Annotated in this window: 9 protein-coding genes; 8 read left to right on the plus strand and 1 reads right to left on the minus strand. The window is 39.4% G+C overall.

From position 1 onward, the window contains the following. Positions 1 to 120 precede the first annotated feature (120 nt). The 4 genes from AOR04_RS03335 to AOR04_RS03350 all read left to right on the plus strand — a co-directional run bounded on the left by AOR04_RS03335 (position 121) and on the right by AOR04_RS03350 (position 9,012). Complete coding sequence (locus AOR04_RS03335; protein WP_096792540.1) at positions 121 to 1,482, plus strand: hypothetical protein; 1,362 nt, start codon at positions 121 to 123, stop codon at positions 1,480 to 1,482. 398 nt (positions 1,483 to 1,880) lie between these two features. Continuing rightward, the gene (locus AOR04_RS03340) at positions 1,881 to 4,667 is read left to right on the plus strand and encodes a TonB-dependent receptor (protein WP_096792541.1); all 2,787 of its coding nucleotides are present in this window, start codon (positions 1,881 to 1,883) and stop codon (positions 4,665 to 4,667) included. 56 nt (positions 4,668 to 4,723) lie between these two features. Next, a complete protein-coding gene (locus AOR04_RS03345) occupies positions 4,724 to 6,016 on the plus strand; it encodes a metallophosphoesterase (RefSeq protein ID WP_050482465.1) in 1,293 nt (430 codons plus the stop codon). Between the two features lie 347 nt (positions 6,017 to 6,363). Further along, positions 6,364 to 9,012 carry a DUF2339 domain-containing protein gene (locus tag AOR04_RS03350; RefSeq protein ID WP_096792542.1) on the plus strand — a complete coding sequence of 883 codons (2,649 nt, stop codon included), beginning with the start codon at positions 6,364 to 6,366 and terminating at the stop codon, positions 9,010 to 9,012. Positions 9,013 to 9,102: 90 nt separating this feature from the next. Here AOR04_RS03350 and AOR04_RS03355 read toward each other — a convergent pair whose 3' ends face one another. Further along, on the minus strand, positions 9,103 to 12,543 hold the full coding sequence (locus tag AOR04_RS03355) for a PAS domain-containing hybrid sensor histidine kinase/response regulator (protein ID WP_096792543.1): 3,441 nt from the start codon (positions 12,541 to 12,543) through the stop codon (positions 9,103 to 9,105). Positions 12,544 to 12,957: 414 nt separating this feature from the next. On the opposite strand from AOR04_RS03355, the gene AOR04_RS03360 reads away from it, so the two are divergent. The 4 genes from AOR04_RS03360 to AOR04_RS03375 all read left to right on the plus strand — a co-directional run bounded on the left by AOR04_RS03360 (position 12,958) and on the right by AOR04_RS03375 (position 17,538). Further along, positions 12,958 to 13,221: a DUF4212 domain-containing protein gene (locus AOR04_RS03360; protein ID WP_007377498.1), complete on the plus strand. Its 264-nt coding sequence runs from the start codon at positions 12,958 to 12,960 to the stop codon at positions 13,219 to 13,221. A 10-nt stretch (positions 13,222 to 13,231) separates the two neighbouring features. Then, positions 13,232 to 14,956 carry a sodium:solute symporter family protein gene (locus AOR04_RS03365; protein WP_096792544.1) on the plus strand — a complete coding sequence of 575 codons (1,725 nt, stop codon included), beginning with the start codon at positions 13,232 to 13,234 and terminating at the stop codon, positions 14,954 to 14,956. 104 nt (positions 14,957 to 15,060) lie between these two features. Then, a complete protein-coding gene (locus AOR04_RS03370) occupies positions 15,061 to 16,899 on the plus strand; it encodes a DUF294 nucleotidyltransferase-like domain-containing protein (protein ID WP_096792545.1) in 1,839 nt (612 codons plus the stop codon). 15 nt (positions 16,900 to 16,914) lie between these two features. Continuing rightward, the gene (locus AOR04_RS03375; RefSeq protein ID WP_096792546.1) at positions 16,915 to 17,538 is read left to right on the plus strand and encodes a 3'-5' exonuclease; all 624 of its coding nucleotides are present in this window, start codon (positions 16,915 to 16,917) and stop codon (positions 17,536 to 17,538) included. The last annotated feature ends 113 nt before the right edge of the window (positions 17,539 to 17,651 follow it).

Consider the following 17,651-nt stretch of genomic DNA (forward strand, 5'->3'; position numbering starts at 1 on the left):
TCATACACTTTTTAACGTTTACGTCAGGAAGTGTCAGTGCGAGTAATGCTTTGTAAATTATGAAATTAAAATAGGGTATTCGAGTCATAAAAGGGATTTTAATAATAAGGAATAACTCTAATGACCAACTCCCTGTTTAAAGCTGCTTTAGCACTTAGTTTAATCTCTATCTTAGCCGGTTGTGGCTCCGATGATAGCTCAAGTGATACCGGTTATATTCAATTATATAATGGCTCTTATAACAGCCCATACACTCGACTATTTATTGATGAAACAGAGCGTTCAGGTACTGACTTTGCTGATGTAACTACTCGTCACAACTACAGTACTGACACTTATGATGTAAGTTTTGAGTACCTTGATGCCAACGACAGTTACATAACCATTAGTGAACAAGAAGTGTCGATTAAAGGTGATAAAACGCAATTAATTGTGATGAGTGGCGATTTTGCTGAGCCTATATTCACAGAGCTTAGCGTGCCTATCTCTAGTGACACTGATGAATTTAACTTAGGTTTTTTTAATACCACGAATGAAAATAATAACTATGATATTTATATAGCTACGGATGATGGTGTATTTGAAAGCGCAACATTATTTGCCTCTGCGCAGTATTTGACTGAGCCCGATCTGCAAACACTTGAAGAAGGGTATTATACAATTTATGTGACAGCGGCAGGTAGTTCGGATGTTATTTTTGAATCACCTTCAGTTTATTACTACGACGAAGCAAGCTACGTTGCTATGATCCGTCCAAGCTATGCAACCGAAAAAAACGGTATTACGCTTGATATAGTGACTGATAATAACTATGTCACGGAGCTAAATCATCAAGATGCACAAGGCCAATTACGATTCATTAATACAATGGATAGCTATTCACCTGTTAGCTTCTCAATTACTCGTGGTACTACAGAGTTAACAACAGATACAGTAGCCAACGATACTTATACTAACTATGTTGAATTATCGCCTAACAGCTACAGTGTTGCTATGTATGACGAAGAAGGCACCAAGCTTGCTGATAACTTTTTAATGACGTTAGAGCGTGAACAAAGTGCAGTGGGGATTTTTTATAACGACGAAGAAAATGGTCCTCGTATGATGAGCGTAGAAGAAAACCTTACGCCTAGCAGTTATAGTCATACGGTATCAGTTGTAAATTTAATTGAAAATTATGCAGGTCAATCAGTCTCTGAAGTTGACGTGTACTTTACACTTAACGGTGAAACAGTAGAAGACACAAGTAATGTTGTTGATGGGCTTGATAAATACGATCAAGAAGAGCAAGTCGTAGACAACGAGATTTACACTGTTTATGCAGTATTTGAGGATAACGGGCAGCAAATCGTGCTTATCCAACAAAGCGATATGGACTTTACGCAAGAAGGAAACTACATACTTATCTTAGAGCACGATACAACAACGAGTTCAGGTTATAAAATGACCTTAGAACGTACGATCACCGATAGTGTTGAATAGTTAGTTTTAAAAATAGTTACATGCCCTGAGTATTTTTTACTTGGGGCTTTTTTTTGATTAAAAATAACAGGTTTGTTTGTTGATTGAGACAGGTTGTATTTTGGTCGTAAACAGATGTCTTAGTTAAGTTAGAGTCTGAACAGCTCAACATATTTAATCGTTTATTATTTTAGCTCTATTTTGTTTGTAGTTTTTATTATCAAACCGTAATTATAGGTAAATTAAGGGGAGTCAAATTAGCTCACGTTGTCGTTTTTTTGTAAAAAAAAACAACATAAACACATGGTTTAAATAGGAGATAAAAAACACTGACATATTTAATTCATCTTCTGTAATTAGGATGTCCGTGCCGAGCCAGTATGGCCTATTAATCATAAGCAGCAATTAAGAGAAACATTATGAACCCTTTTAAATCATCACCTTTTATTAAGTCGAGTCTCGCATTAGCATGTTGTGGTATTTTATATACAACCCCAGTTTTAGCTGATGGCGCCGTTAAAGGACGCATTACCGATTCAAGTCAAAGTGTTTACTTTGGTGGTGCAAAAGTTACTTTAAAAGAACTAAACCTAAAAACAGTCAGCGGGCGTGATGGTACTTTCTCATTTAATAATCTACCAGCAGGGGATTACACCTTAATGGTTGATTATATTGGTGCATCCTCGGTAGAGAAAAAAATAAAAATTGTTGATGAAAACGTGTTCACGCAACAAATAATAATAGGTGAGCAAGAGGATGCGATTGATAATATTATTGTCTATGGTCAAAGTGCAGGGCAAGCTGGCGCAATTAACAGACAAAAAAATGCCAGTAACCTAAAGTCAGTGGTAAGTGCTGATTCAATTGGTCAGCTCCCAGATCAAAATGCAGCGGAAGCTTTACAACGCCTGCCGGGGGTTTTTATAGCGCGAGACCAAGGTGAAGGACGTTTTGTTGGTATTCGTGGTATCGATCCTAATTTAAATAATGTGACCGTGAATGGCCTTAATGTACCTTCTCCCGAGGCTGGGGTTCGCAGTGTGGCAATGGATGTTATTCCAAGTGAATTAATTCAAAGTTTAGAAGTAAGTAAAACGGTCACACCCGACATGGATGCAAGTGCGATTGGTGGCTCTATTGAAGTTAAAAGTTTAAGTGCTTTTGATAAATCAGGGCAGAGTTATAGCTTCACCGCACAAGGTTCATATAATGAACTTGAGTCGGACACTAGCCCTAAACTTTCGGCAAGTTTTACAGATGTTTATGAACTCAATAACGGTTTGGATTTAGGGGTAGCGACAGCTATTTCATGGTTTAAACGTGACTTTGGTTCTCGTAATGTTGAAACTGATGGTGGCTGGAGCGAATTTAAAGTTGAAGATGACGCTACGGGTGAAGATATAAAAATCTTTGGAGCAGAAGAGATTGAGCAACGCCAATATCAAATTACACGTGAGCGTTTAGGTGCTGCGCTTAACTTTGATTTACACAGTGGTGTAGCAAATCGATACTATTTACGCACACTTTACAGTGATTTCTCGGATGATGAATACCGCCAGCGTAAAGAGTTTAAGTTTAGCGATGGCCAAGTTAATACACATGATAATAACAGCGCTTCTTTTTCTGACGCTGAAATGGACCGAGATACGAAAGATCGTTATGAAGAACAAAGCATTTTGTCATTGGTCGCAGGTGGCGAGCATCAATTAAACAATTGGTTTGTTCAATACAGCGTCGGTTACTCAAAGTCAGACGAAAAAGAGCCAGATCGCTTAGATGTAAGCTTTGCGGGTGAAGGGCTTGATTTGGGTTATATTGCACAAAGTGAAATACCAAGCTTATCTCAATCATCTAATACTAACGACATGAGCAATTTTGTTTTAGATAAAGTCGAGGCTAACGACAATCTTAGTGAAGATGAAGCAATGACCTTTAAGGTTGATTTCAGTCGTGATTTTGTTTGGAATAATAACAATGGTGAATTCAAGTTTGGCGCTAAATATCAAAGCCGTGAAAAACGTAACGATGTAAATGTTTGGATTTATAAGGATGACTTACAAGGAGCACTCGCAAGTGACTTCGCTGCGTCTGCCCCCGACTATGATTTAGGAGAATTTGGTCCAGGTCTAAATCGTTCAGCTATCCGTCAATTTGTGAATAATAATCGTGGTGCATTTGAACTGAACGAAAACGACTCACAAGTTGAGTCCGATGGTGCAAGTTATACCAGTAATGAAGATATTGTTGCAGCTTATGCAATGGTAACGTTAGATATTGATAAGTTACAAATTGTCGCAGGCCTTCGTTATGAAGGAACTCAATTTGATACTGAAGGTAATCAGGTCGCGCTATTAACTGACGATGTAAACGATACGGAAGTAGTTACAAGCACACCTTGGAAAGCCACAAAAGATTATGATCATTTTTTACCTAGTTTAAATATGCGCTATGAGCACAGTGATAAATTAGTCTCTCGTTTTGCCTATACAAATACAATTGCACGTCCTTCATTTAAAGATTCTGCGGCGTTTCAGTTAATTGAATCTGAAAGCAGTGAAGATGACGGCGTAATTTCCGTTGAGCGTAAAGCTGAAGTGGGGAACCCCGATTTAGACCCTTATGAATCAATGAATCTCGATGCCTCTATTGAATACTACCCAGATAGTATTGGGGTACTTTCAGCGGGGCTGTTCTACAAAGATATCGACAACTATATTGTTCAGCAAGAAGTACAAGATAACGGCCAATGGAATGGTTACCAAGAAGTTGTGCAAATGGTTAATGGTGGCTCTGCATCACTAACAGGGCTTGAACTTAACTGGAGTAAAACGTTTGATTCTGGTTTTTTAATTAGTGCAAATGGCACATTTATTAATGCTGACGATGACTTACCAAATCAAGCAGATAAAATAGGTAACTTTATTGTTGGTTATGAAAACAATGTAATTAGCACTCGTTTGAGCGCATCTTATAAGAGTGAAAGCTTCCAATTTGAAGATGCTGACATGAATGTATATGAAGATAGTCACACGCAATTAGATTTCAGCGGTAAGTACTTTATAAATGATTCTGTTAATGTTTACTTTAATGCGAAAAACTTAACCGATGAGCCTTTGTATCTTTATCATGGTGAGCGTAAATACAACTACCAATATGAATCATACGGTCGTACTTATGAGCTAGGGTTTACTATTAACTCTCTTTAATTTACACAACTAAAAAGGCCTACTTGATATAAGTAGGCCTTTTTGTGGAATATAAAATGATGAACAAATTACTTCTTTCACCACTTGCATTTGCTTGTTGTATGTTACTTAGTGCGTGCAGTGCGCAGGCTGAAAAAACACCTAGTAAAAATATAAATTTTATCGCTTTTGGGGATGGCGGCTATCACGTTGACTACCCCAAAAAGAAACAGATTAAAAACCCCAAAAACAAAACTGAATTTATAGCCAAAGAATTACAAGATTGGCTTGAAGATTATCGACCACGTAAAGAGTTTGATCATGCTCCTATTTATGTGTATCCGGGGACAGATATAGCAACCGAACAAGGTGGTGCACAAGCGGTTGGCCTAGCTATGGCTAAATTATGTGAAAGCAAAGAGTGTCAGTTTGCTATTCAATTAGGCGATAATGTTTACCCCGATGGCGCAGATGCTAATGATGGTAAAGATGATCAAAAACGTTTACATGATTTAATTTATGCCCCTTTGAAACCTTTGTTCGATGCTGATCCATCTTTGATTGTATATTCTGCTTTAGGTAACCATGACTGGCGCAGCTCTCGAAAAGGGGTGGCATTACAAACTGAGTGGATGGCGCAACAACCTAATTTTTTTATGGGTGAACAAGGGTACTACAGTTATAAAAAAGGGACGCCAGGTAACGACGTAGAATTTTTCGTTTTAGATACAAATATGCTGTTGGCGGGGCAAACATACTATAAAGTGCCGCTTAACCCTGATGGCAGTGAAGGTAATGAACAACAAGCAATTAAAAGTGGTGCAGCCAAGCTTGAAGTTCATGATAAGCACGAAGGACCGAAAAATGGCGAAGATATTAAGCAACTAGCATGGTTAAAAAAAGAAATTGCTAACTCAACGGCTAAGTGGAAGTTAGTGTATGGGCATCATATTTTATGGTCAATTGGTGGTACAAAATACACAGAAGGACATGTGTTACGGCGTTTACTAATGCCAACACTATGTAAATATGCTGATGGCTATATTGCGGGTCATGAACATGATTTAGAACTGTTAACTGATGATTGCTCTGAGTTTGATAGCGGCAGTAGTCATGGCAAATTACCGCTTATAATATCTGGTGCAGCTTCAAAAATGCGTGGCAAACATTCCCCATTTGCACAGTTTCAAGCCCAAAAATATCCGGAGTATGATTTAGTGTGGTCAAAGAGCTTTGTTTGGGGCTTTAGTCACATAAATATTGATAATCAACAAGATCAACTTAAAGTTAGTTTTTATACAACGCCGCGAAACTTAAGTGGTGGGTTGATAGATGAGGGGCAATTTAGGTTTAAAAAACGCACACAATAATATAAAAGCTTAATACAACAAAAGCCAAGCTGTGCTTGGCTTTTGTATTATTTATTGATGCTAATTAAGCTGAACTCTGGATAATAAATCTATCATGAGCCGCTATTTTTAGCGCTAACTGCGTTGAATTTACTTGCAATGGGCCGCTATTGACGCGTAAATTCGCCTTGTTCTCACTGAAAACCTCTGCCTAGAGAAATAAATTTAAATATCACCATGATTCAATACGTTAATAAATCTCTTAACCCGAGTTCTGGTTAATTAATAGTGTAAAACACATTATTAATGTAGATAATATAAAAAATAGGTACTATAGCCGCTGTAAATGAATAACTACAGAGTGTGCCATGGATGATTTAATCGGTTTAGCAGTAATACTTATATTGGTAGTTGTGGGGGGCGCTATTTGTGGATTAATTGCGCTTATACAATTAAAGAGTTTGAAGCAAGATATTGCTTTTTTAAAAGCAAAAGTGAATGAGTTACAATCAAATGCCGTAGTGCAAAAACAAACTCAATGTGTCGATGCAAATATTGCACATAACCAGCCTGTGATTGCTTCAGCCAAAGTATATAAACCAGAACCCATATGCACAAATCTAGCCACTGAACCCCAAATAGCGGTTAAATCCAGTATTAACAGCACAGCTAAAACAAAACGCAAAACACCATCTCCTATCGAATTATTACTTAATAAACTACGTACAGGGTTTGAAGAGAATTGGATGACCTGGATTGGCGCAATAGCGCTTGCGTTTGGTGGCATATTTTTAGCTAAATACAGCCTAGAAGCGGGATTACTATCGCCTGTAATGAGGCTGAGTTTAGGTGGCTTATTTGGGCTTAGCTTAATTGCAGCTGCGGCTTATTTACACCATAAACGCATTGTATTTGAAGGCTTTAATAATTACATTCCCGCAGCGCTTGCCAGCGGCGGGTTTATTACCTGTTTTGCTTTAACGCTTTTAGCTTACAGTAGCTACGCTATGCTTAGCCCTACCGTGGCATTTTTTGCACTGGCTGTTATTGCGATTAGTGCAAGTGCAATGGCGCTTAGGCTAGGCCCATTATTGGCTGTATTAGGTATTATTGGCGCTTATAGTGTACCAATATGGGTTAGTACAGGCAGTGGTAACTTGTTTGCATTATTTATGTATGTTGGTTTTGTAAGTTTGTCGGCTGCGTTAGTTGCACATAAAGTACAGCGAGCTTGGTTGTGGTATTTATTATGGGCAGGGCACATTGGCTGGTATTTAGTTGGTTTTACATTACTTAAAATTAATACCGTTTGGTTAATGGGGACGTTTGCTTTACTTAGTATTATAGGGCTAATTGCTATACCACGCTTAGGTCTAAAACTGAATGTTATTGAACATCGCCCGCACAGTTTAAAGCGCTTAATTAAAGTGCTCCCAGATCATCTCTTATTACTCGCTTTTATAGCGCCCTTAATATTTACCATGTTGATAAGTCACTTTGATATGCAGTGGCAAACAGTCGGCGTGTTAAGTATTGGTTTGGTGCTATTTTTAGTCCTTAAAAATAGCCGCTGGGATATTTGGCAGGGCGTAGTGTTAGTTATTTCAACGCTATTAGTTATGAGTGCTGAGCGCACGCATTTGTCGCCAAACCTATTTGATGACGCACTCTTTATATTCAAAAATGAATACGGTTTGGGTTTATTACTCGGGTTGTTACTTACAGTTTACGGGCTTTATTACGGTAAAAAGCAATCTAAGCGTTTAGCGTTTCATATAACGGGGGCATTTAGTGTATTTGTAATGATAGCGGCTTTATATGCGCTTATTCCTAACTCTGCGTTAAGTACTGCATATCCACTTTGGGCCGTTGTATTGTTTGTAGTGGCGGCTGTTTTAATAAAGCTCGCGCAGCATAATACAACGCTATTTCAGCGTTTTACTTATTGGGTAGGCGCTAATGCCAATATTACGTTAGCAATTACCATGCTACTCAGTGACAGCGGCTTAACCATTGCACTTGCTGTACAAGTATTACTTATAAGCGTGCTTATTAAGCGCTATAGCGTGCCTATGCCGCATTGGCCTATAAAAGCCTTGGTTGCTGCGTTGTTACTGCGCCTTACGCTTTCACCTTGGACACCAAGCTACGATGCGTTAACGGTATTTGGTTTGCATTGGAGTATTGTGGTTTATCCGTTATGTATTGCGTTATTTTTTGCCGCAGCTAGGTGCTTTAACACATCTCAATTAAAAGTATGGTTAGAGGGTGCGGCGCTTCATTGTTTAGCACTTTTTATTACAACCGAAACAAGTTATCAGCTAGTAGGGCATTATCCGCAATTTGATTCACTTAACTTTTACGAACAAATACTCCTTACCTGTAACTGGCTGGCATTAGGGTGCGTGTACTTACACAGAGCAAAACTTACCGGTACTTTAGCTAAGTTATATAAAGTGGCGGGTTTTGCACTTGCAGGGTTAGCGGGGCTTTTTGCTATTAAAACACTGCTTGACGACAACCCATTATTTGAATCACTTTACATAGGTGAGCTGCCAATATTTAACTGGTTATTACTATTGTGGTTAGTACCTGCAGGATTAACGCTTTGGCTGGCCAAGCTTGTAAAGCCAATAAATGCTAAAGCTACGCCATTTATATTGGCCGTTGCGGGTGGTTTTATATTATTGGCTATAAACAGCTTTATTCGCCAATATTGGCAAGGCCCTTACATTTACCTATCAAAAGGGGCGAGTAATGCAGAGCTTTATAGCTACTCTGTTATTTGGTTATTATTGGGGGCGGGTACTGTTATTTTTGGTCATTTAAAAAATCAATTATTAATACAAAAAGTAGGCCTAGGCATACTAGCTGCCGTTATTGTTAAAGTGTTTTTAATTGATATGGCTAACTTGGAGGGCTTACTTAAAGCGCTTTCATTTATTGGATTAGGGCTTTCGTTGGTGGGGTTAAGTTGGTTGTTCCAAAAGCTTAGAAGCCGAGTAAATCAAGTTTAACTTTATGAACACTTTATAAAGCAAAGCCCAGTGAAGATACTGGGCTTTTTGTTTTACGCTATTTTTACTTAAACACCTTTTGCTCGCTTATTATGTGCTGTGATTAAGCAGTGCTTTTAGTTTTCCTGGTTTAATTGGCTTACTTAAGTAATGAATATTAGCCGCTTTGGTTTCTTGTTTAAGCTCTGTGTCGCGTACTGCGGTAATTAAAATAGCAGGTACTTGGCTTTGCCAAATTTCGCGCAAGGTTTTAATTAGTGTTATTCCATCGCAGTCACTGCCTAGTTGATAATCCATTAAAATAACATCGGGTGCGCCATTTTGTTTAGCATAAGTGAGTACACTATCTACATTATCAAATAGTGTGTAATTAGCTTGCCATTTTTTAAGTAAACTCGCCATGGCGGCTAAATTTTCGGGGTCGTCGTCTACGGCTATTATATTAATTGCTGCGCGGTTTTCTATTTGGCTACTTGCAGTGTTTTTTTGCTGTACGAACAGCTTATCGCCATAAGGTACTTCAACACTAAAGCGACTGCCTTTATTGGGCTCTGAGCGTACATGCAATGGCAAGCTAAGTAAGTCAGCCATTCGCTTCACTACGCCAAGGCCTAAGCCAACGCCTTTGTTATCACCCGATTCAACACGGTAAAAGTCGTTAAATATTTTGGCTTGCTCAACTTCGCTAATACCTGGGCCGGTGTCCCATACTTCTATCAGTAGGTTGTGTTTACGGTTTCTACAAGCAATTAATACACGGCCTTTGTCAGTGTACTTAACGGCATTAGATACTAAGTTTTGAATAATTCGGCGTAAATAGGTTATGTCGCTGTGTACGATTTGTTGATTTGAACGCACCGTTAGTTTAAGCCCTTTATCACTAGATAATATTGCGTATTCGCTTTGTAATGGCGCTAAAATTTCATCAATGCAAAAATGGCGAGGCGTTGGGGTCATCGCGCCTTGTTCTAGTTTGGCTATTTCGAGCAAAGCTGACATTAAATGCACGGTTGAGTCGAGGCTGTCGCCCAATTTATCAAAGTTATTTTGGTTGGTGCTATCGAGCTGCTTTTCGTCAATAGCAGCAAGGTATAAACGCGCTGCATTAAGCGGCTGTAAAATATCGTGGCTTGCCAACGCTAAAAATCGCGTTTTACTGTCGTTAGCTTTCTCTGCTTCACGCTTGGCTAAAGTAAGTGCTTGCTCTGTTTGTACGCGACTGTCTATTTGTGCTTGTAAGTCTTTATTAATTGTTTGTACTTCTTGGGTGCGTGCTTCTATGCGATTTTCAAGATCCATGTTTACTTCTTCAAGGGCATTTTGTGTGCTTATATGATTTGTAATATCCGAAAAGCTAGTAACAAAACCGCCATCAGGCAGCGGGTTACCAATCATCTCAAATACTTGGCCGTTACGGCGGTGGCGAATAAAATGATGGGAACTGCCATTTTTTAAATGCTGCACGCGTTTTTCTACTTGGCGTTCTATTTCGCCTGGGCCACATTCACCACGGTTGGCGTTGTACCTAATAATATCTTCAATATGTTGGCCTACTTCTAAAAAGCCCTCTGGGTAGCCAAACATTTCACCATAGCGTTTGTTCCATGCAACAAGTTTTAAGTCTTTATCGACTACTGAAATACCATGACTTAAATTTTCGAGCGAGGTAAACAATAAATTTTGATTAAACTGCAGTGCTTGTGTCGTTTCGTCAAAAAAGTTTACAACCTCTTCAAACGCCATGCGCTTACCCGACGATACCGTATGTATTAATGCTTGTGCCGATGAGGCGCCCAACACACCCGTAAGAGCACGCTCACAATAAGCAATAAATTCAGGTTCAGGGTGAGCGTTGTTGTCACTTAAATGATGTGCCAATGCGTAATGCGCGAGGACTTGTTGGCTACGCTGAATACCCAAAAAAGTTTGCAGTAGTATTTTAAAATCGTAAACCGTGGCTTTTACATCTTTATTTAAACGCCTTGCTAAAATGGCCTGATCTTTTGGGTTAACAAATGCAGCTGCTTGAATTTTATCGATTAGACGCTCTTCTGCGCCTAATGAAAAGCTAATATAACAACCAATATTGGCAAATAAGGCAATGAGCGTCCCGCGTGTTATGAGTGTTTGTTGTAATTCACTATTTAAGGTGTTGCCTGCATCTAAAATAGGTAGCATTAAAAATAGCACCCAACAAATAATGCCAGCTATTAAACCAGCATAAACACCGTAAGCATGACCTTTTCGCCAGTATAAACCGCCAACAATAGCGGGCAATAATTGCGTAACGAGTGAAAATGCCACTAGCCCCATACTCGCCAATGCACTGCTGTGGCCAAACCATTGTTGATAAAAATAAGCCAAAATTAGAATACCGGCAATGGTAAAACGTCTTACCAATAAAATTTGCGATTTGTAGCTGGTGGTAATTAAGTTACGTTTAAATTTACGGCGTAATATTAATGGCAATACAACATCATTTGAGATCATAGTACTTAATGTAAGTGTTGCGACCACTATCATTGCGGTGGCGGCAGACAACCCGCCTATAAATACAAAAGTGGTTAAAAATGCATTGTCGTTAATTAATGGTAGGGCAAGTACAAAGCTGTCGGGGGAATAACCACTGCCGATTTCAGGATGGATAGCAGCAGTTGCAATGGGTAAAATCATCGCAGCAGTCAATAACAAATACAGAGGAAAAGCCCAGCGAGCAGTAAATAAATGACGTTTATTTTGGTTGTCTACAACGGTGACATGAAATTGGCGTGGTAAGCATATAATGGCAGCTGCAGCCATTAACGACTGACCAATAAAGTTAAAACTGAAAAAGTTAAAATCGCTCCAGTGATCCCAAATTGATTCGGTGATTTTACTTGAGGTTGATTCGGGCAAATTAAATAGTGTAAATATGGCAAGTCCTGCCACAGCCATAAGTGCAATAAGTTTAATCATTGATTCAAAGGCAACAGCAAGCATTAAGCCTGAGCGATATTCGGTCACATCGACTTTGCGCGTACCAAAAAATATAGCAAATAAAGCCATAATTAATGTGGCAGAAAGCGCGAGCATATCGCCGGATATTTTATTACTGTTTTGCAAAAGTAAAAAGCTGGTACTGAGTGCTTTTAGTTGTAGTGCGATATAAGGAATAGTCGCCAGTAACGCGATAACTGTTACCATAATTGCAGTAGTTTGGCGCTTACCGTAACGAGCAGAGATGAAATCGGCAATAGTGGTTATGTTTTGTTTTTTACTCACCAACACTAATTTACGTAAAAAGCCTTGTCCGAAAAAAAACAACAATGCAGGACCAAGCAAAATAGGTAAGTAGCTCCAGCTACTAGTCGCCGCAGTTCCTACTGACCCATAGTAGGTCCATGAAGTACAATAAATACCTAATGAAAATGAGTAAACAAAAGGGTGGTGGCTAATGCGTTTTGCTAAAGGCGTCGTTTTATCACCCCAGTTAGCCAGCCAAAACAGCACACCTATATATCCTAAAGCAACAATAATGAGTACGGCAGTCATGTTGTTATTAAACCTTATTATTTAAAATAGCCCCCCAACCCTATGAGGGATTAACACAATACCAGAACTCAGGTTAAGTGTGAGGGTTGAATTTAAATCATAATTTTAGTTTTGTTTTTATCTTTTTGAATATTAAAGATAAAAATAAAATAACTTATAGCATTAGACTAATGTCGCATTAATTTAGTACTTAGCTTCTTTATAACCCTAAAACTCAACTTAAAAGCCTTAACAGGCTGAAAAATAACAAAAAGAGCCATTTAGGTTTAGTTGTTTTTATACAGTTTACGTAAACGTTAATAAGCTGTTACGACTATGGTCGCAATTCAATCTTGAGACAGCATTGCTAAATTGGTAAGTGAAGATAAAAAACCACTCATCGCGATATTGCGGTGCTTAAAGGGGAAAATAAAAATGGCTTTTAAAGATGAAGAACAAGCAAAAGCTTATTGGGCAGAAAACATTTCACTGTTATTTAAACTATTAGCAGTGTGGTTTATTGTGTCTTTTGGCTTTGGCATATTATTGGTAGATGTACTTAATGAAGTACGTTTTTTTGGGTTTAAACTTGGCTTCTGGTTCGCCCAGCAAGGCGCGATTTATACCTTTGTTGCTTTGATTTTTGTGTACGTTTTCAAAATGAATACGTTAGATAAAAAATATGGCGTAGACGAATAGGAGCTAAGCAATGGATGTTCAAACACTCACGTTTTTAATTGTTGGTTTAAGCTTTGCGCTTTATATCGGCATAGCAATTTGGGCCCGAGCGGGTTCAACTAAAGAATTTTATGTCGCGGGCGGCGGCGTACCTCCTCTTGCTAATGGTATGGCAACAGCAGCTGATTGGATGAGCGCCGCGTCGTTTATTTCAATGGCGGGTATTATTTCGTTTGCAGGTTACGATGGCAGCGTTTACTTAATGGGGTGGACAGGTGGTTATGTACTATTAGCTATGTGTTTAGCACCTTACTTACGTAAATTCGGCAAGTTTACTGTACCTGACTTTATTGGCGACCGTTACTATTCACGCACCGCACGTTTGGTGGCAATTGTATGTGCCATATTCATTTGTTTTACTTATATTGCAGGGCAAATGCGCGGCGTAGGCGTCGTATTTTCACGCTTTTTAGAAGTAGAAATTGAAACTGGTGTTTACATCGGTATGGTGATTGTATTCTTTTATGCGGTACTTGGCGGCATGAAAGGCATTACCTATACACAGGTAGCGCAATATTGTGTACTTGTATTTGCCTACCTTGTACCAGCCATTTTCATCTCAATGATGATGACGGGTCACTTTTTCCCACAAACCGGTTTTGGTGCCACATTAATTGGCAGCGACGGCGTGTACGTACTTGATAAACTAGACGGCTTAAGCGCTGAACTTGGTTTTGCGCAATATACCGAAGGCTCTAAGAGCATGATTGACGTGTTCGCTATTACTGGTGCGTTAATGGTAGGTACTGCTGGTTTACCACATGTAATTGTACGCTTTTTCACTGTACCTCGCGTAAAAGACACGCGTATTTCTGCCGCATGGACTCTTGTGTTCATCGCGATTGTTTATACTACAGCACCTGCGGTTGCAGCTTTTGCTCGAGTAAACATGGTTGATACCATTAATGGTAAAGACGGTAGCGGTACAGCTTACGCAGAAGCACCTGCATGGATTAAAAATTGGGAACGTACGGGATTAATCACGTTTGATGATAAAAACGGCGATGGCGAAATGTTCTACACGGCGGGTAAAATTACCGATCCGAACAGTGCTAATGAAGTCAATGTAGATCGCGACATTATGGTATTAGCAAATCCAGAAATTGCTAACTTACCAGCATGGGTTATTGCACTTGTAGCAGCAGGTGGTATTGCAGCCGCATTATCTACAACAGCAGGTTTACTACTGGTTATTTCGACCTCCGTTTCGCACGATTTACTCAAGCGAACCCTCAAGCCCGATATTACCGACAAGCAAGAGCTACTTGCAGCGAGGTTGGCAGCCATGGTTGCTATTGTTATCTCCGCGTACTTTGGTATTAACCCGCCTGGATTTGTGGCATCGGTTGTGGCATTTGCCTTTGGCTTGGCGGCTGCGAGTTTCTTCCCTGCAATTATTATGGGTATATTCTCTAAAACAATGAACCGCGAAGGTGCTGTTGCCGGTATGGTAACGGGTATAGGCTTTACTGCTGCGTATATCATCTTCTTCAAGTTTGTTAGTCCAGATCTAAACAGCCCTGAAAATTGGTTCTTAGGTATTTCGCCTGAAGGTATTGGCTTAATTGGTATGATTATTAACTTTGCAGTTGCTGCAATTGTTCTTAAATTTACTCAACCAACACCTGTTGAAATTCAAGAAATGGTAGAAGGTATTCGTAATCCTAAAGGATCGGCAGAAGCGCACGATCACTAAGATTACTTAAAATAAAGCGTAAAAAGCCCGACTTAAGTCGGGCTTTTTATTTGTATAAAAAATGAGTACATTGGTGTTGTGTATACTTTTTAATGATCACAACGATGAGCATAGAACAACAAGAAATAGCCCAATATGTTTGCATGCAAGCACCATTTAGCCTACTTGATAGCAGTGCATACGAGTATTTTGTAAATCACCTCGACATTATTTACCTCACCCGCGAAAATCAAACTCAGTGGTTGCAAAGTGAAAACCCTAAACTATTTTTAATTCGCTCAGGTTTGTATGATTTAGTTGATGCTAAAGGCGACGTTGTTACGCGTTTAGCACAAGGTGATTACTTTGGCTTCCCGTCGTTACTAACGGGGGAAGCGATTCAAAACCGTTTAGCGGTACAAAAAGAGGGCATAGTGTATATGCTCTCTCAAACGCATTTTGATTTTTTACGCAGAGAATATAAATCGTTTGAGCAATACTTTGTACGCGCTCACGCTAACCGGTTGTTGTCATCGCATTATAAAAGTAAAAACGATAGCTGGTCTGAGCGTAAAATATCAGAGTTGATGGCACGCACAGCGATTACGCTTGCGCCTGATGCAAGCATTAGGCAAAGCGCTAAAAAAATGAAACAGCAGGGTGTATCGTCAATAATGATAACGCAGCATGCACATTTAGTTGGCGTGGTTACCGATCGTGATTTACGTAACCGCGTACTCGCCGACGAGGTAAACCCCCAAGATGCAGTAAGTAGCATTATGACCGCTAAGCCCAAGTTTATATTTGAAAATAATCGAGTGTTTTCAGCGCTGCACTTAATGCTTAAGCATAATATTCATCACTTACCGGTTCTTGATGAAAACCATAAACCGATAGGAATGATAACCAGCACCGACTTATTACGCCAACAAAAAAGTGACCCCGTGCAGCTTATTGGGCGCATTTATAAAGCGCACACTATTACTGACTTAAAACGCTATGCAAAAGAAATCCCTGAGTTATTGCGTGGTTTTTCGTACAACATTGACGACATATCGCTAATTGGTAAATTACTAAGTGGATTAACCGATGCGCTTACATCGCGACTTATTCACTTATTTCAAGAAGAGCATGGCGCAGCGCCAACCAGCTTTAGTTTTATTTGCTTTGGCTCGCAAGCACGCGAAGAGCAAACTCTGCACTCAGATCAAGATAACGGCTTATTACTTCCTAACGACTTAAGCACTGATCAGCAAGCTTACTTTAAAAGCATGGGGGAATTTGTATGTGAGAACTTAGTTGAATGCGGCATTAGGCGTTGCCCAGGTAATATTATGGCAAGCAGCGATGAGTGCCGAATGAGCGTAAACGACTGGAGCGAGCGCTTTTTTAAATGGATAAAAAGCCCCACACCAGATGCGATGCTTAATTGTAAAATATTTTTTGACCTGCGCTTTATTGAAGGTTCAAACGCTTTATACACCGCTTTTTGCGAGCAGCTAATTCGTATATCGCGTAACGACTTATTCTATGCTGCAATGGCAACCGACATAAGTAGTAACAGCGTGCCAATTGGTTTATTTAATAAATTTAAAACCGAAAAAACCGATGAAAATAATAAATACATAGATTTAAAAAAACGCGGTGTCGTAATTATAAATGACATAGTGCGGTTATACGCTTTAAAAGCGGGTATTAAGCGAGCTAATACCCAAGAGCGACTAGAGGCACTGCTCAAACATAAATTGCTTAGCAAAGAAGATATATACAACCTAAAAGATTGCTGGCGGTTTTTAACGCAGCTTCGTTTGAGTACACAAATAAACGAAGAAGGTTTACCAAGTAATTGTATTAATCCTAATAAATTAAACTCACTAGAGCGCCATCAACTAAAAGAAGCGTTTTACCTTGTTAAACAAGCGCAGCAAGCTGCTGCGTTTAAGTTTGCTCGCGGCAGTTTATAATGATGGATTACTAACATGGTAAAAAAGCTGCTCACTCGGTACTTAAAGCGCCGTAAATTACTAGGCAAAAATGCCTTGCAACAGCGTTATTTAGTGATTGATTTAGAGCTCACTGGCCTTGATGCAAAACAGCACGAAATTGTATCGGTAGCGTGGGTGGTAATAGATAATCAATGTATAAAAATGAGTGAGTCGCAGCATATTATCAATAAAGACGTTATAAGTCTCGAACAAAGCCCTGTTTTTCATGGGATCAGCGACGATGCTATAACAAAGGGACAGAGCTTGTGCTGTATATTAACGCAACTAAGCAGCCACTTTAGTAATTGTATTTTAGTGTTTCATAATGCCATGCTCGATTGGGGCTTTTTAAAAATAGCCTTAAAAAATGCCAATATAACAACGCGGCCTAAACTGATACTCGACACCCTTCACATCGAGAAAAAGCGCTTACTCAACCATTCATCTGAAATAAAACAAGATGATTTAACCCTTAATGCCTGTCGTATACGTTATAAGTTACCAAGTTATCATTGTCATCATGCATTGACCGATGCACAAGCGACTGCCGAGTTACTGCTAGCCCAGTGCCATCAAATAAGCCGTGGCAAAGAGTTAAAAGTAGGCGAGTTGGCGTAGGTTGGCTGTAGGTGGGGCTTTATGCCGCGCGAGATAAACTCCCGCCTACAATAAAGGACAGTTTACTTTTATTGTTATCCGTATGAGTATAGGTACAGTTGCGTAATCATTAT

The organism is Pseudoalteromonas sp. 1_2015MBL_MicDiv, from assembly GCF_002407505.1.
GTDB classification, from domain to species: Bacteria; Pseudomonadota; Gammaproteobacteria; order Enterobacterales; family Alteromonadaceae; genus Pseudoalteromonas; species Pseudoalteromonas fuliginea.